This is a genomic window from Pantoea sp. EABMAA-21 (assembly GCF_030053335.1).
Taxonomy (GTDB): Bacteria; Pseudomonadota; Gammaproteobacteria; order Enterobacterales; family Enterobacteriaceae; genus Pantoea; species Pantoea communis.
In genome coordinates this window covers 141,192-166,134 of sequence record NZ_JASGBX010000006.1, presented here as the reverse complement: position 1 = coordinate 166,134, position 24,943 = coordinate 141,192, and the positions used below count along the sequence as shown (strand labels likewise).

Below are 24,943 nucleotides of genomic sequence, written 5' to 3'. Positions count from 1 at the left end.
ACATGGCGGGTCCATTAATACTGGCAATTGATGAGGGTACCACTAACGCGAAAGCCATAGCGGTGGACCGCGCAGGCAACGTGGTGGCGCGCGGCAGCCAGCCTCTGACGCTAGCCCATCCCCAGCCGGGATTGGCCGAGCAGCATCCGCTGGCGATCTGGCAGGCGGTGAAACAGGCGATTGAAAGCTGTCTGGCGCAGTGCGGCGGGGCAGAGGTGGCCGCCGTCGCGATCAGCAACCAGCGCGAGTCGGTGCTGATCTGGCAGCGCCGCGACGGGCAACCGCTGACGCCGCTGGTGAGCTGGCAGGATCGTCGCTCGGAAGCCTTTTGTCGCGATTTACGCATGGCGGGCAAAGCGCCACGCATCACCGGCTTAACGGGCCTGGCGGTCGATCCCATGTTTCCCGCAGGCAAACTCACCGGGATGCTGGCGACGATTCCAGATGGACTGGCGCGTGCACAAGCCGGTGAACTCTGCATCGGCACAGTGGATTGCTGGCTCAGCTGGCAATTAAGCGGCGGCGAAAGTTTTGTCACCGATCACGCTAATGCGGCCCGCACCCAACTCTACAATTTGCACAGCGGCGACTGGGATGACGAACTGCTGGCGTTATTCCATATCCCGCGTGCGGCACTGCCACATATTGTGCCCTCCGCCAGTGCGCAGGGTGTTGTCACGGTACAGGACATCGCCGGACTGAAAGCGGGTACGCCCATTTTGTCGCGCATTGGCGATTCCCATGCGGCACTGCAGGCGCAACGCAGTGCAGGCGAAGAAGTGGTGAAAGCCACTTACGGCACCGGTTCATCGCTGATGATGTCAATGGCCACCCCTTTGCTGACCGAGAACGGCCTCAGCACCACGGTGGCGTGGCACGATGGGACGCTGCGATTTGCCTTTGAAGGTAACATCACCCATACCGGTTCGGGCGCGGCCTGGCTGGGACGCATGCTGGGCATCAGCGATCCGCGTGAACTGACGGCGATGGCGCAACGCAGCGAGCATAATCAGGGCATCTATTTCGTGCCTGCATTGTCAGGCCTGGGCGCGCCCTGGTGGGATTTGAAGGCGCGCGGCATGGTATGTGGCCTTACCGATGCCGCCACGCCAGAGGTGCTGGCGCGCGTGGCGCTGGAATCAATCACCTTCCAGATTGCCGATGTGTTCTTCGCTATGGAGCAGGCCAGTGGTGTGCAGTTACCCGCGCTCTGTGTGGATGGCACGGCAACCGAAAACAGTTGGCTGATGCAGTTGCAGGCAGACGTGTTGCAGCGGCCGCTGAAACGTGCCCCTACCGCTGAAGTCTCCGCCCTGGGTGCCGCGCTGCTGGCGGGGCGTTCATTAGGTTGGTGGCAGCAGGGCAGTGATATGCAGGCGTTGCAGGGGGGCAGCGTGATTGAGCCGCGCAGCGATCGCGCGACCATTATGCAAGAGAATTATCGCGGCTGGCTGGAAGCGGTGGCGCGTTGTCGTTATCAACCGCATTAGCGTTCAGGCGGGGTAACCGCCTGAACATCGCTCACTAACGTTGTGCCGTCTGGGGTGAGGATTCATTGGAGGCATCGCTGAGATTAATCCGTGGTAATACACCCCCCGTAAACTCGACACGACGCATTGGGAAAGCAAAACGAATCTGCTTCTGCTCCAGTTGCGCCATCAGCTGGAGGTTAATTTCCTGCTGGATGTCCATATACTTGTTGTACTCGGCACTGAGCACGAAGTAGACCACTTCAAATGTCAGCTGCGACTCATCAAAAGCGAGGAAATGTGCGCGGTCAAAACGAGTATCCGGCACATCCTGAATGATCTCCTTCACCATGCTACCAATTTGTCGCACTTTCTCAGCAGGCGTACCGTAATTAATGCCGAACTTAAACACGATGCGACGCTGCTGCATCCGTTTGTAATTGTGGATGGTCTGCTGCAGCAAAATGGTGTTCGAGCAAACGATCTGTTCCCCGCTCAGGCTGCGCAGCCGGGTGGTTTTCAGACCAATGTGTTCGATTGATCCCGCCACATCGCCAAACACAATAAAATCGCCATGCTCAAAGGGCTTGTCAAAACCAATGGCCAGCGAGGCAAACACGTCACTCAACACCGTCTGAATCGCCAGGGCGATCGCAATGCCGCCGACGCCGAGGCTGGCAACCAGTGCGGTAATATTGATGCCCATGTTGGACAGGATTGCCAACATCATCATCACCCACACCACCACCCGCAGCAGAATGCCGAGGATCACCGTGGTCACCGGATTGCGCACGTGCAATGGATCACGCAGCAAACTCTGTAGCCAGAGCCGGATGCCACAGTCAATCCACATGGTCATTTGCAGAATAAAGGCCAGGAACCAGCCGTGTGCAATCGTCACGCTCCAGCTGGTGGGTAGGTCGACAAACCTCAGTGCAATCAGTAATGAGAAAATCAGCAGCAAAGGCTGGCTGGTACTGCGCAGAATTTCCACCAACAGTGTGGTGACGCGGTGATTCCGCTGCTCGCTGTAGTGCGCAATACGGTTGGATACAAAGCGGATGAGGGTGCGTAATAGCCAATACATCATCAAGGTACCGAAGACGATGATGGCGCTGTTTATCCAGAAGGTTTGATTGAGAAAAATGAGTTGTAAACGATGGGCAGAAAGCCAGTTTTCCATTGGGGAGATTCTCCTTGCTGGGAGGCGATAAAAAGTGAAAGCAAGGAAAGGATAGCCTGGCGGGCGCCTTTTGTGGCGCCAGCAGGGATTTACTGGAAGCGATTCGCTTTGTCGCGGGCCAGACGTTCCAGCGCAAAGATCACTTGCTGTAGCTGGCGTTCCTGTACGGGCTCAATGGCGGTAAAACGGAAGCTGAGACGAGGAGTTGTGCGAGTTTCATTCTTGCTAGTGACCATGCTGCGCTCGCCAATGTGCAGCAGCTGTGCGGTGACCTCAAAATGACCGTATTCGCCCAACTCCACGCGAAGGTTTTTAAAGGTATCACCGCGGTTCAGACCCTCTGGCAAGCTTTCGTCCAGCAAGACACCTGCGCCACCGAGAGAGAGGTCTTGTAAACGGAAGCGCGCTTTACTGCCATCCGGCCACTGCGTATGGCAGTAAAACACCGGTTCCATCGGAGCTGAAACACGGAAAAACTCACGACGCTGAATCTGCCACAGCAGCTCAGGCAGCGGGGCAGTAAACGCCGGTAAGCCCTCAAACTCGGTGCGCTCCAGTTTGATCAAGCCAAACTCCACTTTGGCACCCTGGGTTTCTGCCGCGATATTCACTTCACCGCCCTGCAGCGCTAAATCGTTATCCAGTGCATTACTGCCGAGGTCGAAGATCACGCGATCTTCATCGGCATCCAGCATGCGGCTGATAAATTGACCGCGCGAAAAACTGACCATTAATGGGGTCTGGAAACGCAACAAATCCTTCATTACGTTTAAAACAGCAAGGGTGCCTCGTTTGAGATATTGTTCGTTATCGGCGTCTTTCACATCCTGCTCCACTTATCCGATTGTTATTATCACGGGTGACACGGCTATCGAATTGTTATCGACGTTCTGACAAAAAGCTTTAGCCTGCTAACTATCTATTTACTGTGATGTTCATCAAGCAGATTAAAAATATCCGGCTATACTAATCGCAGTGAACACCTTGATTCATAACGTAAGGAGCAGTAAATGGGTATTCTTTCATGGATTATTTTTGGTTTGATTGCCGGGATCATCGCTAAATGGATCATGCCAGGTAAAGATGGCGGCGGATTCATCATCACTGTGGTTTTAGGGATTGTCGGCGCGGTGGTTGGCGGCTGGATCAGTACCCTGTTTGGCTTCGGCAAGGTTGACGGTTTCAACTTTGGCAGCTTCGTGGTGGCGGTGATTGGTGCCATTGTGGTGCTGTGGATCTACCGTAAAGTGCGTACCTAGCAATACACTCTGATTTAATGAAATCCGCATCCCCAACGGGATGCGGATTTTTTTATGGCGGTTAGAAGTCGTAACCCACGGTGGCGGTAATGGTCCGCTCCGCACCGCGATAGCAATAGCCGGTGCCATAGCAGGCGGCGAGATACTTTTTGTCGGTCAGGTTATTGGCATTCACCTGCAGCCAAGCCCCTTTCAACTGTGAATCCCACGCACCGAGATCGGCACGTACGGAAGCATCAAACAACGTTACCGACGGCAAACGTGTGGTGTTGTCGTTATCGGCCCACTGCTTACCGATATAACGCACGCCTGCGCCGGCGCTCAAGCCGTAATCAAACTGATAGTGACCCCAGAATGACGCCATGCTGTTCGGCGTGACGTAAGGCGTATGGCCATCATTCCCGTCAACGGAATCTTTGAAACGCAGATGGTTCAGCGTGTAACCGGCGATGGTGCTGAGTCGCGGCGTCAGCTGGTTGCGGGCTTCCAGCTCAATGCCCTGCGAATGCACTTTGCCGGACGGAGTAAAGGTGCTGTCTACCACGTTGCGGTTCGCCACATCGTTCTGCGTCAAATCGTACAGCGCGATGGAGTACATATCGCGCGTGCCCACCGGCTGGTATTTCACACCGGCTTCATACTGCTCGGAAGTGGTTGGCTTCAGCTGATTGCCGTCTGGGTCGGTCAAAGAAGCCGGGGTAATCGCCTGGCTCCAGCTGACGTAAGGTGAAATACCGCTGTCGAACGCATACAGCAGCGCAGCACGGCCGCTGACGTGGTCATCCTGGCGACGGCTGGTGCCATTATTGGAGACGATGCGATCGTAACGACCAGAGAGATCCAGATGCCAGCGGTCGAGCTGCATTTCATCCTGCAAGTAGAGTCCGGTCTGATAATAGCGACGCGTTTGTTCGGTCCAGCTGTAATCCGGCATGCTGCCGACCGCTTCGCCCGTCCAGGGGTTTAATGAACTCGCATAGCCACTGGCTTTACTCAAATCATTCTTATAACGGTGGTATTCGGCACCGAGGATCACCCGATGCTGCAGCGCGCCGGTGGCAAAATCGGCCTGCAGACGGTTATCGTTTGCCCATGCGCTGAGCGAGGAACGTTCACCGGAGTAGTAGCGGGTCAGCAGGTCCGGGTTAGCGGCATCCCAGCCAATCTGATACACCTGATCGAGATCGACATTGGCGTGGCTATAGCTGGCGGTGGAGTATACAGACCACACTTCATTGAAGCGGTGCGAGAAGTCGTAGCTGTAGATCTGCTCGTGGCGCTTGAACTGATCCAGCGCGCTGTCGCCCTCATAGAATCCATCACTCAGCTTGCGGCCATTATGGCTATAAAGCGTGCCTTCAGCGGGCACGGAACCGTGATAACCGCCGGATGGATCTTTTTGCAGATAGGCACGCAGCACCAGACTGGTGTCTTCGCTGGGTTGCCACAGCAGCTGTGGCGAAATCGCATATTTTTCTTCACGGGTGTGATCGTATTGCGTATCGCTGTTACGCGTGATGCCGGTGAGACGGAAAGCCCACTGATCGTTAATCGCATTGGTGTAGTCAAAGGCGGCGCTGTTGGTGGCGTTGGTGCCGGTCGACAGGCGGAAATGGCCCTCTTCAGCAAACTGCGGCCGCTTGCTCACCTGATTGACTAATCCGCCTGGTACGGTCTGGCCGTAAAGTGCGGAGGAGGGGCCTTTGATCACATCAACGCGATCGAGGAACCAGTTATCTACCTGCAAGATGTTGAAGCTGCCGCCATCACTCATGATGCGCAAGCCATCCAGGAAGGTGTTATCGACATCGCCGCCATGGAAACCACGCAGCGCAATGGTGTCATAGCGAGTGGCGGCCCCGCCGAAGTTGGTGAATACGCCCGGCGTGTAGTTCAGTACCTGATTGAGATCCTGCGCACCCTGATCTTCCATCTGCTGACGTGTCACCACTGAGATGGACTGCGGCGTGGTGATCAGCGGCTGATCGGTTTTACTGCCGCCGCTGCTGCGGGTGGCGAGATAGCCTTGCGTCGGTGAGTTGGCGCTCTCTTGCGGTTGCGCGGTGACCACGATGGATTCTTCCGCGAAGGTTGCGGCGGGAAGGGCCAGAGCCAGTGCACAGAGCACGCGGGTACGATTAAGGGTAAAAAGCGTCATTGGAAATCCTTTAACGGGAAGCAGAACAAAAGCAGCACTCAACCGGCACTGCCGAAAATTGAGAATACGATTAAAATTAATAGTGAGAATTATTATCTTTTAGTGGGTGTGTTTCAAGTTGTTAATGTGAGTGAAAGAGATTGTGAGGAAATGAACAGGAGCGGTGGCGTAGCGAGCGCGGCTTTATGTGAGAAAAGGTTTCATGATGCAGTCATACCCTCTGTCGCGGTGCACGATGGTTTGCAGACCTGAGGTGATGACTTCGCTGCGTTAAATGGTGACATCGCCTGCCTGAGATGATGGCATTGAGCACCTTAGCTTTAACAGCGCGAACCGATTGCGCTGCTACCGTTTGACAAACAAAGCAGTAGCAGCGGTTTTATTTAAAGTAGAGGGAGAGGGTTATTTACCCGCACTCAGCGCGGGCATATTCGGGATATCACTCGCGTTATTACAGGTGTGATCTTTCGGGCAGTATTTATCCAGTAGTTTGAGCGTCACGCCGTTGGTCCAGCCGAAACCGTCCTGCAACGGATATTCACCGCCACCACCGCCGCCCAGTTGCGCGCCTTCCACCACATACTTCTCAACCAGCTTGTGCTCTTTGTCGTAAGTGGCCTGCACGTTCTGCAGGAAGCGCTGACCAATTTCCTGTGCCAGCTTGGGTTGCTTGTAATGTTCCAGACCTTCCACCGCCACCCATTGCAGAGGCGCCCAGCCATTTGGTGCATCCCATTGCTGACCATTGTTCACGGTGGTGGTCACCAAACCGCCAGGTTTCAACAGCTGTTTCTCCACCGCTTTGGCAGTGCGGTCCGCCTGTTTCTTGCTCGCCACCTGCATATAGAGTGGGAACAAGGTAGCGGCGGTCAGCTGCGGATGAATGTGTTTTTTCTGCCAGTCATAGTCGGCATACCAGCCCTGTTTCTCATCCCACAGATAACGATTAATCGCTGCCTGACGTTTCTCAGCATCTGCCGCGAACTGTTTGGCTTTGTCATCCTGATTCGCCAGTTTCGAGGCTTTGGACAATACCTGCTCCAGATGGAACATCAGGCTATTGAGATCGACCGGTGCCAGTTGGGTGGTGCGGATCGAGGCCAGATTGTGGGCATCGGTAAACCAGCGAGAGCTGAAGTCCCAACCCGAGGCCGCACCGGCACGCAGATCGCGATACACCTGCTGTTTATTGCGATCGGGCGCTTTGTTGGCGGTGTTGACATCGTCGAGCCAGGATTCGGTGCGCGGTGCATCACGTTCGTCCCAATAGCGATTGAGTAGGGTACCGTCGCTAAGTTTGATCACGCGTTTGCTGGCCTGACCGGCAGCGACCTTATCGCTGTCCGCCATCCAGTAGTCGTACTCTTTCTGCAACTGCGGCAAATACTGGCGATAGACATCATCACCTTTATGGGTCGCCAGCAGATCTACCATCAGGCTAAAGAACGGTGGCTGCGAACGGCTGAGATAATAACTGCGGTTGCCATTCGGGATATGGCCGTATTTATCCAGTTCGGTGGCGAAGTTATCCACCATATCCTGCACGCGATCCCAGTGCCCGCTTTCGGCGAGGCCCAGCATGGTGAAGTAGCTGTCCCAGTAATAAACTTCGCGGAAACGGCCGCCGGGGACCACATAGGGTTTCGGCAGTGGCAACAGGGAATCATACTGGCTGGCGGTCGGTGTCGATCGTGTCAGCACCGGCCACAGGCCGTTGATATGTTCACGCAGGCTTTGTCCTGCAGGCGGCACGTATTTGTCCTGCTCTTTAGGCAGGGTGAAATTAGCGTCCACGAAATGCTTCAGGTCGAAATTGCGCTGGCTCTTTTGCATCTGCCAGTCCGCCAGTATCGAGGAGGGATTGTATTTCGGAACCGCATCGGCAAAGGTTTTCTGATCCGGATAAAATTTTGCCTGCTGTACCGCATTAAACAGAGGCCCCAGGCGGATATCGGGCGGCTGTGGCTGGCTGCTTAGCATTCGGCTGGTATCTTCCGCCTGCGCAACAGAGGCGCTGGCCAGCAGCGCCGCGCTCAGTAAGAATGTCAGTGGCGCGGGGGTGAATTTGACATTTTTTATCATCGGTTTTTCTCCTTGTCCGAAAAGGTGGTGCGCTAACACATTGACCACCCGAACAACTTTAGTCGCTAACGCGCCGCTTAGCCGCCTCAGGCCATGGAAATGTGAAGCCGCGGGAATTAATCACGCAAGAAATTGCATTAACCTTAAGGTTTTTGCTTGCCCTGAAGCGCTATTTGCCTGAGGCTGAAGGAAAAAAAGGAGAGCTGTATGGAGATCATCTGGTATCACCCGTCGCAAGCCCCCGATCGCTGGCTAGCGGGACTACGTCAGCGTTTACCGCAAGCCAACGTGCGCTACTGGCAGCCGGGCGATACGGATCCGGCGGATTATGCCATCGTGCGTTCGCCACCCACCGAGATGCTGGCTGGTCGTCCATTGAAAGGTGTGTTTGCCATGGGCGCGGGCGTCGACGAAATTCTTAAGCAACTGCGCGCCCATCCGGAAATGTTAGCCGATGACGTGCCGCTGTTCCGTCTCGAAGATACCGGCATGGCGCGACAGATGCAGGAATACGCCAACTGGTGCGTGCTAGGCTGGTTCCGCCGTTTTGCCGACTACCGCCAGCAGCAGCAACAGGCAAACTGGCAGCCACTCAACACAGCAGACCGCGCCAACTTCACCATCGGCGTGCTCGGTGCGGGCGTACTGGGCAGTAGCGTGCTCGAAAGTTTGCGTCAGTGGGGCTTCCCGCTGCGTTGCTGGAGCCGCTCGGCTAAGCAGATTGAGGGCGTGCAAACCTTCCACGGTCGCGATCAGCTGGATGCGTTTCTGGATGGCACTCAGGTGCTGATCGATCTGCTGCCCACCACGCCGGAAACCACCAACCTGATCGATGAAAAGTTGCTGCGCGCGTTACCGCACGGGGCCTTTTTCCTCAATCTGGCGCGTGGCGCGCATGTGGTGGAAGCCGATCTGCTGGCGGCGCTGAACAGCGGGCAACTGGCGGGCGCGGCGCTGGACGTGTTCCAGACCGAGCCACTGCCGGCGAATCACCCGCTGTGGTCTCATCCACATGTCACATTGACGCCACATACTGCGGCTATCACGTTGCCCGGCGAGGCGATGGATTTCATTGCCGGTGCCATACTTGCTCTGGAGCAAGGGGATCAGCCGGGTGGTTTAGTCGATCGTCAGCGCGGTTATTAATTCACATTGAGTCAGGAGAAGAGGATGTATCCCGTCGATTTGCATATGCACACCGTTGCCAGTACCCACGCATACAGCACACTGCATGATTATGTGGTGCAGGCGAAGCAGAATGGCCTGAAGCTGTTTGCCATCACCGATCACGGCCCGGATATGGCGGATGCGCCGCACTACTGGCACTTCGTTAATATGCGCATCTGGCCACGCGTGATTGATGGCGTAGGCGTTTTGCGTGGTATTGAAGCCAACATCAAAAACCAGCAAGGCGACATTGACTGCAGCGGCCCGATGCTGGATGCGCTGGATCTGATTGTGGCCGGTTTCCATGAGCCGGTGTACGCACCGCGTGATAAAGCGCATCACACGGAAGCGATGATTGCCGCGATGGCGGGCGGGCTGGTGCACATTATTTCACATCCTGGCAACCCGAAATTCCCGGTGGATATCCGCGCCATTGCCCAAGCCGCCGCGCATTATGATGTGGCGCTGGAGATCAATAACTCCTCTTTTACCCATTCGCGTCCGGGCAGTGAACCCAACTGCCGCGCCATCGCTGAAGCGGTGCGTGATGCCGGCGGGCGTCTGGCGTTTGGGTCGGATTCGCACACCGCCTTTACCCTCGGTCATTTCGAACACTGCATCCGCATTACGCGTGAAGTGGATTTTCCCGAGGATCGCGTGTTAAATGTCACGCCGCGCCGCCTGCTCGATTTCCTCCAACAGCGAACCGGTAAGCACATTGCTGAATTTGCGGACTTTTAACTTTTAGCCTCAAGGAATTCTGTTGCATGAATGAGTTTTCCATTCTCTGCCGCGTCATCGGCTCGCTGTTCAACCGCCAGCCACAAGATCCATTGCTGGTGCCGCTCTTCTCCATGCTGCGTGAAGGCAAACTGAAGGCTCAGTGGCCGCTGGAGCAGGATGAACTGTTAACACGTCTGCAGCAGAATAGCGATCCGCAGGCCCTGGCGGCGGATTACAACGCACTGTTCGTCGGCAGCGAATGCAGCGTACCGCCTTACGCCTCACAATGGCCAAACGGCCCGCAAGAAGCGGATGTGCGTGCGTTTCTCTCTTCACGTGGCATGCCGTTAAGCGACGCGCCAGCCGACCATTTTGGCGTACTGCTGCTGGCGGCCTCGTGGCTGGAAGATCAGTCCGCGGAGGATGAGTTTGCTGCGCAATTAGCGCTGTTCGACGACTATCTGCTGCCGTGGTGCGGCGCGTTCCTCGGCAAAGTGGAAGCCCACGCGACCAGCGCGTTCTACCGCACGCTGGCCGCGCTGAGCCGTGAAGCTATTCAGGCAATGTACGACGAGCTGAACGAAGGCAACGACGAAGAAGCCTGATTACCAGCTGGCTGCGCTGCTGCCGAGCTTGACGCCCGGCGTGGCGCAGATCATCGGCGTGCCGGGCAGGTATGCAGCGGCACGCAACCTTTCGGCAATCCCCCACGTATTTATCTCAACTGTCGGCAGGGCATCGTCGTGCTGCGCGGTAATGCCATGCTGCGGCTGTTGCGGTGACGCGCCAAACTGTTGCAATAGCCTGGCGGTGCGCGCCAGCGATAGGCGTGCCTGCCAGCCAACGTGATTTTCCCGACGTTGACGCATCCCTTCCAGCACAGCGGCGGCCATCATATAGCCAGTGGCGTGATCGAGCGCCTGCACCGGCAGCGGTGTCGGTTTGATGTTACCACGCCAGACCATGCCCTGTTCGGCAATGCCGCATCCCATCTGCACCAGACTGTCAAAGCCGCGACGATTGCGCCATGGTCCGCCCCAGCCCCACGCATTGAGACTGACATCCACCAATCCGGGCGACAGTTTGCGCCGTGACTCGGCATCCAGCCCCAGCTTTTCCAGCGCATCCGCGCGATAACCATGCACCAGCACATCAGCGTGTTTGATTAGATCGCGCAGCTGCTCAACGCCCGCTCTGGATTTGAGATCGAGCCGTGCGCAGCGTTTGCCGCAGGTGATCTCCTCCTCCAATGTTGGCTCTTCCCAGCCGTAAGGATCGATACGTAAAACCTGCGCGCCAAGGCTGGCGAGAAAACGCGTGGCGACCGGCCCGGCGATAATGCGCGTCAGATCCAGCACACGCACGCCGAGCAGCGGACGAGCAGGCTGCAGTTGCCAGCCGGGCGTGGGGGCATCCCCCGTGGCCTGTTGGGCGATCAGCGCTTCACTGCTGACGGCCAGCCCTTGCGGGTGCTGCAACCACTGTTGCTCACTGCGCATCTGCGCAGCACAGCCGCCAGCCTCAATCACGGCCTGCTCCAGCGCGGCCGCTTGCCACTGAGACACCCGTTGCGCTAATGCGGCGCGGTCGGTGTGTTGGCCGAGCACCTGCTCCATGGCGGCACGATGATGCGGGGCGTTGGTGTGTAAACGGATCCAGCCGTCGGCGGTGGCGTAATCGCCTGCAAAGGGATCCCAGAGCGCGGCGGGTGAGCGATTTAGCGGCGTGAGGCTGTGCTGAAACCAGCGAGAGGCGAGCCTTACATTGACGCTAACCGGGGCCGATTGCCCGAGTAAATCGCTCACAGCCTGGCTTGCCAACCCGATGCTGGTGGCGGCCAGTTCACTGACGGCAAACGCGGAAGAAAAGGTATCGGGCTGGAGAAAGCTGAGCGCGGGAAGGGGTTCCGCGCCACGCAATCCTTGCCACAGTTGCTGCCATAACGCGGCAGCAGATTGAGTATCCATATTGAGTCTCCGGAAAACGCGCGAGACTCAAGCATAGCAGAGAGAATTTAACGGCGGCGCAGGCGAGGAAAGCGCGCGTGCATGCGCAGATTACGCAGGTTGATCACCGCAATGGCGGTACCGAGCACTACCAGAGACGCCCCGAGAATTTTGAAGCTGTTCATGCTATCGCCCAGCACAAATACGCCCATCAACACGGCCAGCACGGGCGTGAGCAGCGAGTAAGGCATGATTAAGTTGACGTTGTACTTTTTCAGCAACGAATACCACAGGGTATAAGCCACAATCGAGGAAGCCAGCGCGCTGTAAAGAATACCAAACCAGCCGCGCCAGCCCGCATGACTTAAGGCGTAAAACTGGTGCGATTCGGTGAGCCAGGAAGCGGCACCGACAATCGGCACGGCGAGGAAGGAGATCCAACCGGTGAGCGTCAGCGGTTTTATCGGCGGCGATTTCTTCACGATCATATTGCTGATGGCCCAGCCAAAGGCGCTGCACAACAAGATGCATAAGACCCACCACGCCGGAATCGTGGGGCTGCCGGAGAGCACCGCCACGCCACTTAAAGAGATCGCAATACCAAACAGCTGTACCAGCGTCAGCTTCTCTTTTAGCACCAGCATTGCCAGCAACATGGCAATCGGCGTACCAAGCTGCACCACAATCGCACCGGTGCCGGCATCGGTAAAGCGCATGCCGACAAACAGCAGCGAGAAGTGCATAAAGCCAAAGGTGAAGGCAAGGGTGAGCAGCCATGGCAACTGTTCGCGCGTAATTCGGCAGAACGGCACCAGTACAATCGCCACCACCACAAAGCGCATCCAGGTGAGGAACAGCGGCGGAAGTTCCAGCAATCCCCACTTCACTGCCACGTTATTGAAAGCCCAGATGGAGACCACCATCAGAACCATAAAGAAATGCCGCACTGCCACAATGTCATCCTTCACATGAAAGGGGGGTAATCACCGGCTAATCATGGCACGAAGCCGTACATTTCTGTGACATTGTGCAAAAATATTTTTCGTTATGGCATGAGCTTATGCAGGAAAAAAATAAGACAGGTCACTGATTTCCTGTCAAAGTGGATGTCCGAAAGCTGACTCCGTTAAGGAATGAATTCGGAATGACACACACCCGCGCGTTACCCCTTGCTCTGATTCAACTCGAAGTGCCGCCACCGCAGGTTGTGGCGCAAATTGGTGAACAACCCGTCTGGTTTATTGATGCGCTGCAACTGCAGCCTGAAGACTATGTGATTGTCCGTCCGCATCTTGGCGAAGAGTTGCCGGCGTTTGATCGCGTCAGCGGCTCGATTCTCAGCGGCTCCTGGGCAATGGTCACCGACCACGCCGACTGGAGCGAACGCACGGCCGCATGGATCCGTGGTGCGCTGGAAGCGGAGCTGCCGCTGCTGGGCGTCTGTTACGGTCATCAGCTGATGGCGTATGCGCTGGGCGGCAAAGTGGGTGATAACCCGAACGGCTGGGAGCGCGGCTTGAAAACCCTGACCCACACTGCCAGTGATGATCCCTGGTTAGCGACGTTACCAGGTGAATTCCAGGCGTGGTTGTCACATCGTCAGTCGGTGATTACGCCGCCGTCGCAGGCTGAAGTATTGGCACGTTCCGAGCTGGATGGCTGCCAGATTTTACGTTATTCCCCGCAGGCTCTGTCGGTGCAGTTCCACCCGGAGTTTACCCGCGAAATCATGACCACCTGCTTACCGGAAGGCGTGAGTGATGATGGCGCGCAGGTCGCCGGTGAGGATTGGTCACGTGAGTTGCTCCAAAGATTCTGGCAGCAAACGCGGCCGCAGCCGCGCGTGCAGGCTCAGGGCGCGTAATGCCGTGTGCAGCGATAAACCCAGGCGGGCGGCATATTTTTCAGCACCCGCTGGCGCTGCCAGGTGAAGTAACGTGACAGAGTAGGTTGGGTCAATGAGGTGTATTGAAACTGGATAAATACACCGCGCGGGCCCAATACATCGTGCACGGCGCTCAGAATCGCTTCGCGCGTTTCCGGCGGCAGCGACAGCAGCGGCAGGCCGGAAAAGATCACATCGTATTCACCCGACAAGTACTCGGCTGAGCACGCACGCACCTGCATGCGCGGATCGCTCCACGCGCGCAAACTCTTCACTAAATCTGGACTGATCTCGAACACATCTAATTGAGCCTGCGGTGACATTCTGTCCAGAATATGACGGGTTAACACGCCGTCACCGGCACCCAGTTCGGCGATACGCAGGCTGTGATCCCAGTTGGCGGCATCGCACATGGTGCGGCACAGCGCAGCAGAGGAGGGCGTGATGCTGCCCATCTTGCGCGGGTTTCGAATAAATTGCTGAACAAAGTTCGCTTTGGCGCGCATTAACGTCAGGGCTGAAGCCAACATCTCTTTCTCCTGATGAGTATCCTGTTTCATATTGACCAAATTCATTGCGTTTGTTTCGCTTTTCGCTGCATATGCGGCAAAACTCGGAATTTTCCGCAACGAAGCGGGGAAGAAATTGGAGAGATGTAAAGCTGATAACCTGGCTGTGAATTGGCGCAATAGACTCCCGCCATCTGCGGCGGGCAAGAGCGTAACGTTTAATCAATGCTGAGACTGACGTGCAGGATCATCACGCATAAATCTCAAACCCTCATTGCCGGAATTTTCCTTCGGTGCGGTCACAGTTTCCCGCTCTGCGATCTGACAGGCTGACATTGATCGATCAATGTTAATAACAGGTTTCATAGTTGTTATTCGCCACTCTGTCCGCAAGGAGAAACACCATGCGTTACGCTGCTCCGGGAGAACAAGGTTCTCTCATCACTCTGCAATCGCGTTATGGCAACTTTATCAACGGCGAATTCGTTGCGCCGGTGAACGGTAATTACTTCGTCAACACCACCCCCATCAACGGTTCTACCATCGGCGAGTTCCCGCGTTCGGATAAGGCCGATATCGATAATGCGGTGGCGGCAGCACAGGCCGCTGCAGATGCCTGGGGCAAAACCTCCCCGCAGGCACGTTCGCTGGTGCTGCTGAAAATCGCCGATCGACTGGAAGAGAAGCTGGAATACATCGCGGTCAACGAAACCTGGGATAACGGCAAGCCGGTACGTGAAACCCTGGCCGCTGACCTACCGCTGGCGGTAGACCACTTCCGCTACTTCGCGGGCTGCGTGCGCGCACAGGAAGGTACCGCAGCAGAAATCGATGAATTCACCGCCGCTTATCACTTCCACGAACCGCTGGGCGTGGTCGGGCAAATCATCCCGTGGAACTTCCCGCTGTTAATGGCGGCGTGGAAACTGGCTCCGGCGCTCGGAGCGGGTAACTGCGTGGTGTTGAAACCGGCTGAGCAGACGCCCTTGTCGATCACCCTGTTTATGGAAGTGATCAAAGATCTGGTGCCACCGGGTGTCATCAACGTGGTGCACGGTTCCGGTAAAGAAGCCGGTGAAGCGCTGGCGTCACATCCGGGTATCGCCAAGATCGCCTTTACCGGCTCCACCGCTACCGGTGGGCATATCCTCGAACTGGCGGCGAAAAGCCTGATCCCGTCCACCGTTGAGCTGGGCGGTAAATCACCGAACATCTTCTTTGAAGACATCATGGATGCGGAAGAGAGCTTTATCGAGAAAGCGGCAGAAGGCGTGGTGCTCGGTTTCCTGAATCAGGGCGAAGTCTGTACCTGTCCGTCACGCGCGCTGGTGCAAGAGTCGATCTTTGAGCCGTTTATGGCGGCCGTCATGAAACGTATTAAAACCATCAAACGCGGCGATCCGCTGGATACCGAAACCATGATTGGCGCGCAGGCGTCGCAACAGCAGTTCGACAAAATCCTCTCTTATCTGGAAATCGCGCAGAAAGAGGGTGCACAGGTGCTGCACGGCGGCGGTGTAGAGAAGATTGGTGAAGCGTTCGATAGCGGCTACTACATTCAGCCAACGCTGCTGAAAGGCGACAACAGCATGCGCGTGTTCCAGGAGGAGATCTTTGGACCGGTGGTCGGTGTGCTGACCTTCAAAGATGAAGCGGAAGCCCTCGCCATCGCCAATGACTCGATCTACGGACTGGGCGCAGGTGTATGGACCCGTGATATCAACCGCGCCTATCGTATGGGGCGCGCGATTAAAGCGGGCCGTGTCTGGACCAACTGTTATCACCTTTATCCGGCACATGCGGCGTTCGGTGGCTATAAAAAATCCGGTATCGGTCGCGAGACCCATAAAATGATGCTTGATCACTACCAGCAAACCAAAAACCTGCTGGTGAGCTACAGCACGCAACCGCTGGGCTTCTTCTAAGCACTCAGGCAGCGGGTCATGCCGCTGCCTTTTCTCCCACATGCCTCATTCGGACTAATCCTGCCGCCATTCGCATCTACCCTATAAGGGCGTTTTCTTTCTCCCTTAGTCAGGATGGTGAATCATGCGTATTGCGGCAACGTTGTCTGTCTGCCTGTTGTCCCTCTCATTTGGTGCATCGGCCATTCCCAGTGCGTTTCCTACGGGCGTGACGTATTACGATCCCGCGCGTGCCTGGAACGGTTATGTGGTGATCCCCGGCAGCGATAACCAAACCCATTTAATTGATATGACCGGGCAGGAAGTGCATCGCTGGGCCTATGAAGGATTCCCGAGCTGGCCAATTCCCACTGATCGCATCAACGGCCAGCGGGGGCATCTGCTGGTACAGCTGGAGCGTCAGAAAGATCTCGATAAGGAAGCCAGCCCCGGCAACGGCATGGTGAATGCCAGCGTGGCGGAAGTGGACTGGAACGGTGCGGTACAGTGGCAATACGGCAGTCAGCAGCAGCCGGTGCATCAACACCATGAAATCCAGCGCCTGGCAGATGGCAACACCCTGGTGCTGGGCGCGGCACTGCGCCAGCTGCCCGGCTACAACTATCGCATCATCGATAATACGCTGGAGGAGGTGTCGCCGCAGGGAGAGAAGCTATGGAGCTGGTCGGTGGCCGATCACCTCAATGAGCTGGGTTTTTCTGACGCGCAACTGGCGATGATCCGTGACAGTCAGGACGCTGACTTTTTGCATATGAACACGGCGGCACCGCTGGGACCAAACCCGTGGTTTGATAAAGGCGATCAGCGCTTTGCCCCTGACAACATCCTGTTTAACTCGCGCAACGGCAACGTGGCCGTGATTGTCGATCGGCAGACGGACAAAGTGGTGTGGCGCATCGGGCCTGATTATCCAGCGCTGAAGCTGGATACACCGCTGCCGCGTCCGCTGGATCAGCTGATTGGCGAGCACGATGTGCACATGATCGGACCGGGCTTGCCGGGTGCTGGCAATATTCTGATTTTTGATAATCAGGGCAACGCCGGATTCCCGCCCACGCGGCAAGGATTCTTCTCCGCTTCACGCGTCATTGAAGTGAACCCGCAAACCAAACAAATCGTCTGGGAGTACACCGGCGAGAAATCGGGACAAGCGATCTCCACCTTCTACAGTGCCTATATCAGCAACGCGCAGCGCCTGCCGAATGGCAACACCTTGATCAACGAAGGGCAGAGCGGCCGCCTGTTCCAGGTGACACCGCAGGGCGCGATTGTCTGGGAGTACGTCAGCCCGTTTTACGGCAAAGCGATGCCGCGCGATCACTACAGTGGCAACACGGTGTATCGCGCCTACATGGTGGATTACCGCTGGGCACCAGATGGGACGCCGCACAGTGAGAAGGCGGTGACAGCGGATTGCATCCGTTATCCGGCGCTACCAGGTTGTCCGGCACTGACATCCTCACAGTAAGAAATGTGCGTTACTTCTTTAATCAGACTGTCATTTGGCCGTGACAGAGTGCCTGCATCACGAAAGCAGAATATTCCGCTACATTTGAGCCTGGTCTTGTCGATATAAGAGTGTAGGGAAAGTAAAGTCGCGCACCATTTTTAAGGAAAAACATGAACACATTGCATAAGTTTCAGGAACAGCACGATGACGTGCTGGATGCCGATGATCAGCACATCATCACGGTGAATCTGCCGGGACGTCAGGCGATCTACGTGATTGGTCAAAACGATGATGATGCCGATATGCTGTTAGACGTACAACTCGGTGCGATGTAAGCATCGCGCAGTGCTCACCCCATAAAAAAATCCGCAGCCATAAGCCGCGGATTTTTAGTTTTAGCACGGCTAAAAGCCTTACTTCACGCAGGCAGAACACTGATTGTGGATCTGCTGGAAGAAGTCGTTGCCTTTGTCATCCACCAGGATAAACGCCGGGAAGTTCTCCACTTCAATCTTCCAGATGGCTTCCATTCCCAGTTCCGCGTACTCCACGCACTCCAGACTCTTAATACTCTGCTGCGCCAGCACCGCGGCCGGGCCGCCGATGCTGCCGAGATAGAAGCCGCCGTGTTTATGGCAGGCATCAGTCACCTGTTTGCTGCGGTTGCCTTTCGCCAGCATCACCATGCTGCCGCCGTGTTCCTGCAGCAGGTCAACGTAGGAGTCCATACGACCGGCAGTGGTTGGGCCGAGTGAGCCGGATGCATAACCTTCCGGGGTTTTCGCCGGGCCCGCGTAATACACCGGATGATCTTTGATGTACTGCGGCAAACCTTCGCCGTTGTCGATGCGCTCTTTCAGTTTGGCGTGGGCGATATCACGCGCCACGATAATGGTGCCGTTCAGCGACAGGCGGGTTGCCACGGGATAGGATGACAGTTGCGCCAGAATGTCACTCATCGGGCGGTTAAGATCGACATTCACCACTTCGCCTTCGCCCTGCTGACGCAGTTCTTCCGGGATATAGCGGCCTGGGTTATCTTCCAGTTTTTCGATCCAAATGCCTTCGCGGTTGATCTTGGCTTTGATATTACGGTCAGCCGAGCAGGACACACCCATGCCAACGGGGCAAGACGCGCCATGACGCGGCAGACGCACCACGCGAATATCGTGGGCGAAGTATTTACCGCCGAACTGTGCGCCGAGGCCCAGCTCTTGTGAGGCTTTCAGCAGTTCCTGCTCCAACGCCACGTCTCGGAATGCCTGACCGTGTTCGTTACCTTCGGTCGGCAGGGAATCGTAGTAGTGGGTGGAAGCCAGCTTGACGGTTTTCAGCGTGCTCTCTGCTGAGGTGCCGCCAATCACAAACGCGATATGGTATGGCGGGCAGGCTGCGGTACCGAGCGACATCATTTTATCGACCAGGTAGTTTTTCAGCTTGGCCGGGGTAATCAGTGCTTTGGTTTCCTGATACAGATAGGTTTTGTTGGCAGAACCGCCGCCTTTGGCGATGCACAGGAATTTGTACTCGTCGCCATCCACGCTGTAGAGGTCGATCTGCGCCGGCAGGTTGGTGCCGGTATTGACCTCTTTGTACATATCCAGCGCGGCGTTCTGCGAGTAACGCAGGTTGTCTTCAATAAAGGTGTTATAGACGCCTTGTGACAGCGCGGCTTCATCGCCACCGCCGGTCCAGACGCGCTGGCCTTTTTTGCCCATGATGATTGCCGTGCCGGTGTCCTGGCAGGTCGGCAACACACCTTTGGCAGCGATTTCCGAGTTACGCAGGAACTGCAGGGCAACGTATTTGTCGTTCTTGCTGGCTTCGTCATCCGCCAGAATCGCAGCAACCTGCGCCTGATGCGAGGCGCGCAGCATGAATGAAGCATCATGGAATGCCTGCTTCGCCAGCAGCGTCAGGGCTTTCGGATCGACTTTCAACACCTCTTCGCCATCGAAGTTGGCTACTGAGACGTAATCGCGGCTCAGCAGATAGTATTCGGTATCATCTTTGGCGAGAGGAAAGGGATTCTGATAATAGAAGGGTTTGTTCGACATGTTGGCTCACTTAGCTTCGTGTCGCCTGTCAGAGTGGCAGGTGACAAATTAGGCGATCTGTTTTTTGATTTTCTCTCGCCAGCCCTCCGCAAGGGCTGACTGGCGAGCATCATAACACTTTCACGGCTCTGCGCGGCTCCGATTTTAACATCGGAGCAACATCATCAGAACATCATCACCATCCATGGGTAAGCAATTACCATCAGAGCAATCAGGAAGATAGCGCCAAAGATAGTACCGAGACGCCAGTAATCTTTGGTTGGCAGATAGCCGCTACCGTAATAAATCGGGCTTGGGCCTGTGCCGTACGGGGTGATAATACCCATCACACCCAGGGACACACACATCATCAGGCAGAACACTGGCATGTTGATGCCCGGAATCGAAGCGGCAATGGTCAGCATCGCTGGCAACAGTGCAGTGGTGTGCGCAGTGGTACTGGCGAACAGGTAGTGCAGTAAGTAGAAGGCAACCAGCAGCACCACCGCCGAGACTTGTGGGTCATAACCTTGCAGCAGTTGCGCACCTTCTTTACCGAGCCAGGCGATAAAGCCAACACGTGCCAGACCATCTGCCAGGGCGACCAGGGTGGCGAACCAGGCAAAGGTATTCCATGCCGCTTTGTTGCTGGTGATATCGTTCCAGTTGAGTACACCGGTCCACAGCATCAGCACGATAACCAGCAGGGCGGCCATCGCCGGTTCAATCCATGCGGCAGCGAAGATCCACATCATCAGTGCTGAGACCACAAACACCAGCAGCAGGATTTCATTGCGTGACAGCTTGCCAAGCTTCGCCAGTTCGGCGGTCGCCCAACGTGGCACTTCGTCATTAACCTTCACTTCCGGCGGATAGAGCCAGTACGCCAGCAGTGGCATGGTGAGAATCAACAGCACGCCGAGCGGCAGGAAGGCGAGGAACCACATGCCCCAGGAGATTTCGAAGCCCACCACGCTTTTTACCAGCGCCAGCGCCAGCAGGTTCGGTGCCAGTGCAGAGAGGAACATCGAACTGGTGATACAGGCGGCGGTGATAGCCACCCACATCAGGTAAGAACCAATCTTACGTGCGCTCGGGTCATTCGGTTTTGAACCGTACAGCGGCGGCAGGTTGGCGATGATCGGGTAGATGGTACCGCCGCTGCGCGCGGTGTTAGAAGGCGTAAACGGTGCCAGTAACAGGTCAGCGAAGGTGATGGCGTAACCGAGCGTCAGGCTGCGACGGCCGAGATACTTCACCAGAATCAGCGCCAGGCGGCGTCCGAACTGGGTTTTATCGTAGCCGGCGGCAAACATAAAGGCACCGAAGATCAGCCAGACGGTGGAGTTGCCGAAGCCACTCACTGCCCATTTGAACGACTGTGCGGCGGTTTTGAACTTGGGATCCGCCAGTTCGGCCGGGCTGAACAGCACCCACTGGCTGAACAGCGCTATCACCACCACGCCAGTCAGGCCGATAACGGCACCGGGCAGCGGCTCAAAGATCAGCCCGACAATCACGCCAACGAAGATAGCAAAGAAGTGCCATGCGTAAGGTTCCAGCCCGGCAGGGGTCGGGACCAACAGCAACAGCACCGCCACAATGATCGGCAGGCACAACATAATCAGGCGATTCTTTTTCCCCGGCGCCGCAGGAGGCACTACGGGGGAGGCACTCTGGGTTGTTTGTGTGTTCATAGTTTTGTCTGCAAGTTAGGAAGAATGCGATTGATTGTCACGAACACACTGTTCTTTTGGTTTCAACATGCGTGCAGCAGATGAGTCGTGACAATTTAAATTTTGTTCTTTGATGAAACTTTGCTTTGCAAATTCGATACGCGAATTATCAATTGAATGCAGCTAAGATGCGATTAATTAAAATATCTCCTTTGATCTAGATCAATAAAAAATATGCACTGTTTTTTAATTTTTATCTTTTGCTTTTTATTTAACTTTCTGTCTGCTGTGGATTAAACGCTACAAACTATCGAAACGCGAAAAATCGAGCAAAATGAGGCGGGTTGGAGGCTTTTATCTTTATGATAGTACTACATTTGTTTTAAATGTAAGGAAAAAGTTGATTTTTGTCAAGTCTTGGTTAAAACTTATCGGAGCGCTAATTCCAGCAATGAGCATCAAATATCATTTCTAAACGTAAAACTTATATAACTAACAATCTGGGTTATGTAACTAAATAAAATGGTATATTTATGCCATGAAATCGGACCACTTAAATAATTATAAAGCCGCGCCGAACCGCCAAAGAATTGAATACACAATTTCTTAATTCTGGAGTTGCTCATTATGAATAAGCTCACCCCAATCCTTAACCCGCTAACGCTGCCGAAAGGTGCGGTGCTGAAAAACCGTCTGGTGATGGCCCCGATGACCACCTGTACCGGCTATTTTGACGGCGGTGTCACCAGCGATTTGGTCGAGTATTACCGCGTACGTGCGGGCAGTATCGGTACGGTGATTGTTGAATGCTGCTTTATTGATAACCGTGGCCCGGCTTTCCCTGGCGCGTTGGGTATCGACAGCGACAACAAAATTGCCGGGCTGGCGAAAATCGCCCATGCGATCAAATCTGAAGGTTCAAAAGCCATTCTGCAGATTTACCACGGTGGCCGCATGGTGGAACCGGCACTGATTGGCGGCAAAACCCCTGTTGCACCGAGCGCTATTGCTGCACCTCGTGACGGTGCCACCAAGCCGCAAGCGCTGACCGCTGAAGAAGTCGATGTGATGATCACCAAGTTTGGTGATGCGGTGAACCGCGCAATTAAAGCCGGTTTCGATGGCGTTGAGATCCACGGCGCGAACACCTATCTGATTCAGCAGTTCTACTCGCCTAACTCCAACCAGCGTGACGACAAATGGGGCGGCAGCCGCGATAACCGCGCACGCTTCCCAATGGAAGTGCTGGAGATCACCCATAAAATGGCCGATCGCTTTGCGGCGGCTGACTTCATCATCGGTTATCGCTTCTCACCGGAAGAGCTGGAAGTTCCCGGCATCCGTTGGGATGACACGATGTATCTGCTGGAAAAACTGGCGGCGCGCGGTCTGGACTACGTGCACTTCTCCGTCGGACAGCTGCTGCGTCCATCGATTGTCGATACCAAAGATCCCACGCCCCTGATCACCAAATATCTGGCCGAACGCTCTGCTACGCTGGCGAAAGTGCCAGTGATTGGCGTGGGTGGTGTGGTGAATAAAGAAGATGCCGAGAACGCGCTGGAGCACGGCTTTGATTTGGTGGCGGTCGGTAAAGCCTGCATCGCCTATCCGGACTGGGCCGACCGCATCATCAAAAACGAGCACATGGAACTCTACATCGACAGCACCAAGCGTGAGGCGCTGACGATTCCAGAACCGCTGTGGCGCTTCTCGCTGGTGGATGCGATGATCCGTGACGTCAGCGATGGCCATCGTAAATACAAAGCCGGGGTTTACCAGGCGAAAGTGGAAGCCGAAGCGCTGAAGCTGAAAATCAACGTCACCCTCGACACCGACCGTATCACTGATATCTCACTGGTGCCGGATCCCAGCCTGGATGTCGACTTTACCAGTACCTTTGAAAGCCTGCGTGAACGCATTCTGGTGGCGAACAGCCCGCACGTCGATGCCATCACCGGTGCGACCACACAGAGTGAGGCGCTGAAAAAAGCGGTCTCCCGCGCACTGACCACCTCCAGTAAAGAGTATGTGATTGAAGAGGGCGGTAACCCGAACGCACCGGTCAATTATGACGTGGTAGTGGTGGGCACGGGCGGTGCCGGTCTGGCGGCGGCGATTCAGGCGCACGATGACGGCGCACGCGTGGTGATCATCGAGAAGATGCCGACCATTGGCGGTAACACCATCAAAGCCTCGGTGGGCATGAACGCCGCCGAAACCCGCTATCAGAAACTGAAAGGCATCGAAGACAGCAAAGAGCTGTTCTACGAAGAGACGCTGAAGGGCGGTAATTTCAAAAACAATCCGGTGCTGCTGCGCGAGTTTGTTGAGCAGGCGCCGGAAGCGATTGAGTGGCTGGCGGCGAAAAATATCGAGCTGTGTGACATCACCATCACCGGGGGTATGAGCATCGACCGTACGCACCGCCCGGAAGACCGTTCTGCCGTCGGTGGCTTCCTGATCAGCGGCCTGGTGAAAAACGTCAACCAGCGCGAAATCGAAGTGCTGCTGGAGACTTCAGTTTCAGAGATCCTGGTGGAAAACGGTGCCGTTACCGGCGTCAAAGTGGTGGATGAGTACAATGACAGCCGCATTCTTAATGCGAAAAGCGTGATTGTCGCCACCGGCGGTTTCAGTGCTAACCGCGAAATGGTGGTGAAATACCGTCCGGAACTGGATGGCTTCGTTACCACCAACCATAAAGGTGCCACCGGTAGCGGTATCGCCATGTTGCAAAAAATCGGTGCGGATACCGTGGATATGGGCGAGATCCAGATTCACCCAACGGTTGAGCAGACTACGTCTTATCTGATCTCCGAAGCGATGCGTGGCGGCGGGGCGATTCTGGTCAGCCAGGCGGGTAAGCGTTTCTACAATGAGATGGAAACCCGTGACAAAGTCTCTGCTGAGATCATCGCACTGCCAGAGAAAAGCGCATGGATCGTGTTTGATGAGCAGGTCCGCGCCAACAACAAAGCGGCCGACGAATATATCGCCAAAGGCTTTGTGATCAGCGCGCCAACGCCGCACGAGCTGGCGGTCAAACTCAACATGGATCAGGAAGCGCTGCAAACCACACTCGGTCGTTACAACGAGTTTGTGGCGAAGCAGGATGATGAAGACTTCGGTCGTAAGACGGCGCTGCGTCACCCGCTGAATAAAGGTCCGTACTTCGCCATCCGTATCGCCCCTGGGGTGCACCACACTATGGGCGGCGTCACCATCAACACCGATACTGCGGTGCTGGATGCGCAGAAACAGGTGATTCCCGGTGCCTGGGCTGCTGGTGAAGTGGTCGGCGGTATCCACGGTGCGAACCGTATCGGCGGTAATGCAGTAGCGGATATCATCATCTTTGGTATCAAGGCCGGTCACAATGCGGCTAAACTGGCGTTAGGAAACTAATTAACGTTAATTACCCAAAATATTGCGTACCAGAGTAAGGCGTTAGAGTGTGAATTCCGGTGACTGA

The 24,943-nt window shown here is 55.7% G+C and carries 19 protein-coding genes; 10 read left to right on the top strand and 9 right to left on the bottom strand.

Going from position 1 to position 24,943, the window contains the following annotated elements:
* Window positions 1-2: 2 nt before the first annotated feature.
* Window positions 3-1,490, top strand: coding sequence for an FGGY family carbohydrate kinase (locus QMZ65_RS11165; protein WP_097119206.1), 1,488 nt, complete (start codon window positions 3-5; stop codon window positions 1,488-1,490).
* 34 nt (window positions 1,491-1,524) lie between these two features.
* On the opposite strand, the gene QMZ65_RS11160 is transcribed toward QMZ65_RS11165, so the two are convergent.
* Together QMZ65_RS11160 and QMZ65_RS11155 are read right to left on the bottom strand one after the other, a co-directional pair.
* Complete coding sequence (locus QMZ65_RS11160) at window positions 1,525-2,652, bottom strand: mechanosensitive ion channel family protein (protein ID WP_283215993.1); 1,128 nt, start codon at window positions 2,650-2,652, stop codon at window positions 1,525-1,527.
* Between the two features lie 89 nt (window positions 2,653-2,741).
* Window positions 2,742-3,476, bottom strand: a complete 735-nt coding sequence (locus QMZ65_RS11155) for a flagellar brake protein (RefSeq protein ID WP_160832514.1) — start codon at window positions 3,474-3,476, stop codon at window positions 2,742-2,744.
* Window positions 3,477-3,662: 186 nt separating this feature from the next.
* Here QMZ65_RS11155 and QMZ65_RS11150 point away from each other — a divergent pair, with 186 nt between their 5' ends.
* Window positions 3,663-3,911: a GlsB/YeaQ/YmgE family stress response membrane protein gene (locus QMZ65_RS11150; RefSeq protein WP_038647498.1), complete on the top strand. Its 249-nt coding sequence runs from the start codon at window positions 3,663-3,665 to the stop codon at window positions 3,909-3,911.
* A gap of 61 nt (window positions 3,912-3,972) precedes the next feature.
* Here QMZ65_RS11150 and QMZ65_RS11145 read toward each other — a convergent pair whose 3' ends face one another.
* Window positions 3,973-6,069, bottom strand: a complete 2,097-nt coding sequence (locus QMZ65_RS11145) for a TonB-dependent siderophore receptor (RefSeq protein ID WP_283215992.1) — start codon at window positions 6,067-6,069, stop codon at window positions 3,973-3,975.
* 402 nt (window positions 6,070-6,471) lie between these two features.
* The gene (treA, locus tag QMZ65_RS11140) at window positions 6,472-8,151 is read right to left on the bottom strand and encodes an alpha,alpha-trehalase TreA (protein WP_283215991.1); all 1,680 of its coding nucleotides are present in this window, start codon (window positions 8,149-8,151) and stop codon (window positions 6,472-6,474) included.
* A gap of 207 nt (window positions 8,152-8,358) precedes the next feature.
* Here treA and ghrA point away from each other — a divergent pair, with 207 nt between their 5' ends.
* Genes ghrA through QMZ65_RS11125 form a run of 3 tightly spaced genes read left to right on the top strand, consistent with a single transcriptional unit; the run spans window position 8,359 to window position 10,646 of the window.
* Window positions 8,359-9,297, top strand: coding sequence for a glyoxylate/hydroxypyruvate reductase GhrA (gene ghrA, locus QMZ65_RS11135; protein ID WP_283215990.1), 939 nt, complete (start codon window positions 8,359-8,361; stop codon window positions 9,295-9,297).
* A gap of 24 nt (window positions 9,298-9,321) precedes the next feature.
* The gene (locus QMZ65_RS11130; RefSeq protein WP_283215989.1) at window positions 9,322-10,059 is read left to right on the top strand and encodes a phosphatase; all 738 of its coding nucleotides are present in this window, start codon (window positions 9,322-9,324) and stop codon (window positions 10,057-10,059) included.
* Between the two features lie 26 nt (window positions 10,060-10,085).
* Window positions 10,086-10,646, top strand: coding sequence for a TorD/DmsD family molecular chaperone (locus QMZ65_RS11125; RefSeq protein WP_211727804.1), 561 nt, complete (start codon window positions 10,086-10,088; stop codon window positions 10,644-10,646).
* On the opposite strand, the gene QMZ65_RS11120 is transcribed toward QMZ65_RS11125, so the two are convergent.
* Both QMZ65_RS11120 and QMZ65_RS11115 read right to left on the bottom strand, forming a co-directional pair.
* Window positions 10,647-12,008 (bottom strand): CoA transferase, encoded by a 1,362-nt coding sequence (locus tag QMZ65_RS11120; RefSeq protein WP_283215988.1) that lies wholly within the window; start codon window positions 12,006-12,008, stop codon window positions 10,647-10,649.
* A 47-nt stretch (window positions 12,009-12,055) separates the two neighbouring features.
* Window positions 12,056-12,940, bottom strand: coding sequence for a DMT family transporter (locus QMZ65_RS11115; RefSeq protein WP_034822113.1), 885 nt, complete (start codon window positions 12,938-12,940; stop codon window positions 12,056-12,058).
* A gap of 191 nt (window positions 12,941-13,131) precedes the next feature.
* On the opposite strand from QMZ65_RS11115, the gene QMZ65_RS11110 reads away from it, so the two are divergent.
* Window positions 13,132-13,851, top strand: a complete 720-nt coding sequence (locus QMZ65_RS11110) for a glutamine amidotransferase (protein ID WP_283215987.1) — start codon at window positions 13,132-13,134, stop codon at window positions 13,849-13,851.
* Here QMZ65_RS11110 and QMZ65_RS11105 read toward each other — a convergent pair.
* Window positions 13,839-14,402 (bottom strand): class I SAM-dependent methyltransferase, encoded by a 564-nt coding sequence (locus tag QMZ65_RS11105; RefSeq protein WP_097119214.1) that lies wholly within the window; start codon window positions 14,400-14,402, stop codon window positions 13,839-13,841. The two genes, QMZ65_RS11110 and QMZ65_RS11105, sit on opposite strands and share 13 nt — an antisense overlap.
* A 383-nt stretch (window positions 14,403-14,785) precedes the next feature.
* On the opposite strand from QMZ65_RS11105, the gene exaC reads away from it, so the two are divergent.
* The 3 genes from exaC (at window position 14,786) to QMZ65_RS11090 (ending at window position 18,091) form a co-directional block, all read left to right on the top strand.
* A complete protein-coding gene (gene exaC / locus QMZ65_RS11100) occupies window positions 14,786-16,306 on the top strand; it encodes an acetaldehyde dehydrogenase ExaC (protein WP_283215986.1) in 1,521 nt (506 codons plus the stop codon).
* 124 nt (window positions 16,307-16,430) lie between these two features.
* Window positions 16,431-17,774 (top strand): aryl-sulfate sulfotransferase, encoded by a 1,344-nt coding sequence (locus QMZ65_RS11095; protein ID WP_283215985.1) that lies wholly within the window; start codon window positions 16,431-16,433, stop codon window positions 17,772-17,774.
* A gap of 152 nt (window positions 17,775-17,926) precedes the next feature.
* Window positions 17,927-18,091: a hypothetical protein gene (locus tag QMZ65_RS11090; RefSeq protein WP_166931753.1), complete on the top strand. Its 165-nt coding sequence runs from the start codon at window positions 17,927-17,929 to the stop codon at window positions 18,089-18,091.
* Window positions 18,092-18,169: 78 nt separating this feature from the next.
* On the opposite strand, the gene fumA is transcribed toward QMZ65_RS11090, so the two are convergent.
* Window positions 18,170-19,813 carry a class I fumarate hydratase FumA gene (gene fumA / locus QMZ65_RS11085; RefSeq protein WP_097119217.1) on the bottom strand — a complete coding sequence of 548 codons (1,644 nt, stop codon included), beginning with the start codon at window positions 19,811-19,813 and terminating at the stop codon, window positions 18,170-18,172.
* A 164-nt stretch (window positions 19,814-19,977) separates the two neighbouring features.
* Window positions 19,978-21,489: an anion permease gene (locus tag QMZ65_RS11080; RefSeq protein WP_045813912.1), complete on the bottom strand. Its 1,512-nt coding sequence runs from the start codon at window positions 21,487-21,489 to the stop codon at window positions 19,978-19,980.
* A 606-nt stretch (window positions 21,490-22,095) separates the two neighbouring features.
* On the opposite strand from QMZ65_RS11080, the gene QMZ65_RS11075 reads away from it, so the two are divergent.
* Entirely contained in the window at window positions 22,096-24,876 is a 2,781-nt protein-coding gene (locus QMZ65_RS11075; protein ID WP_283215984.1) for a flavocytochrome c, read from the top strand.
* Window positions 24,877-24,943 lie beyond the last annotated feature (67 nt).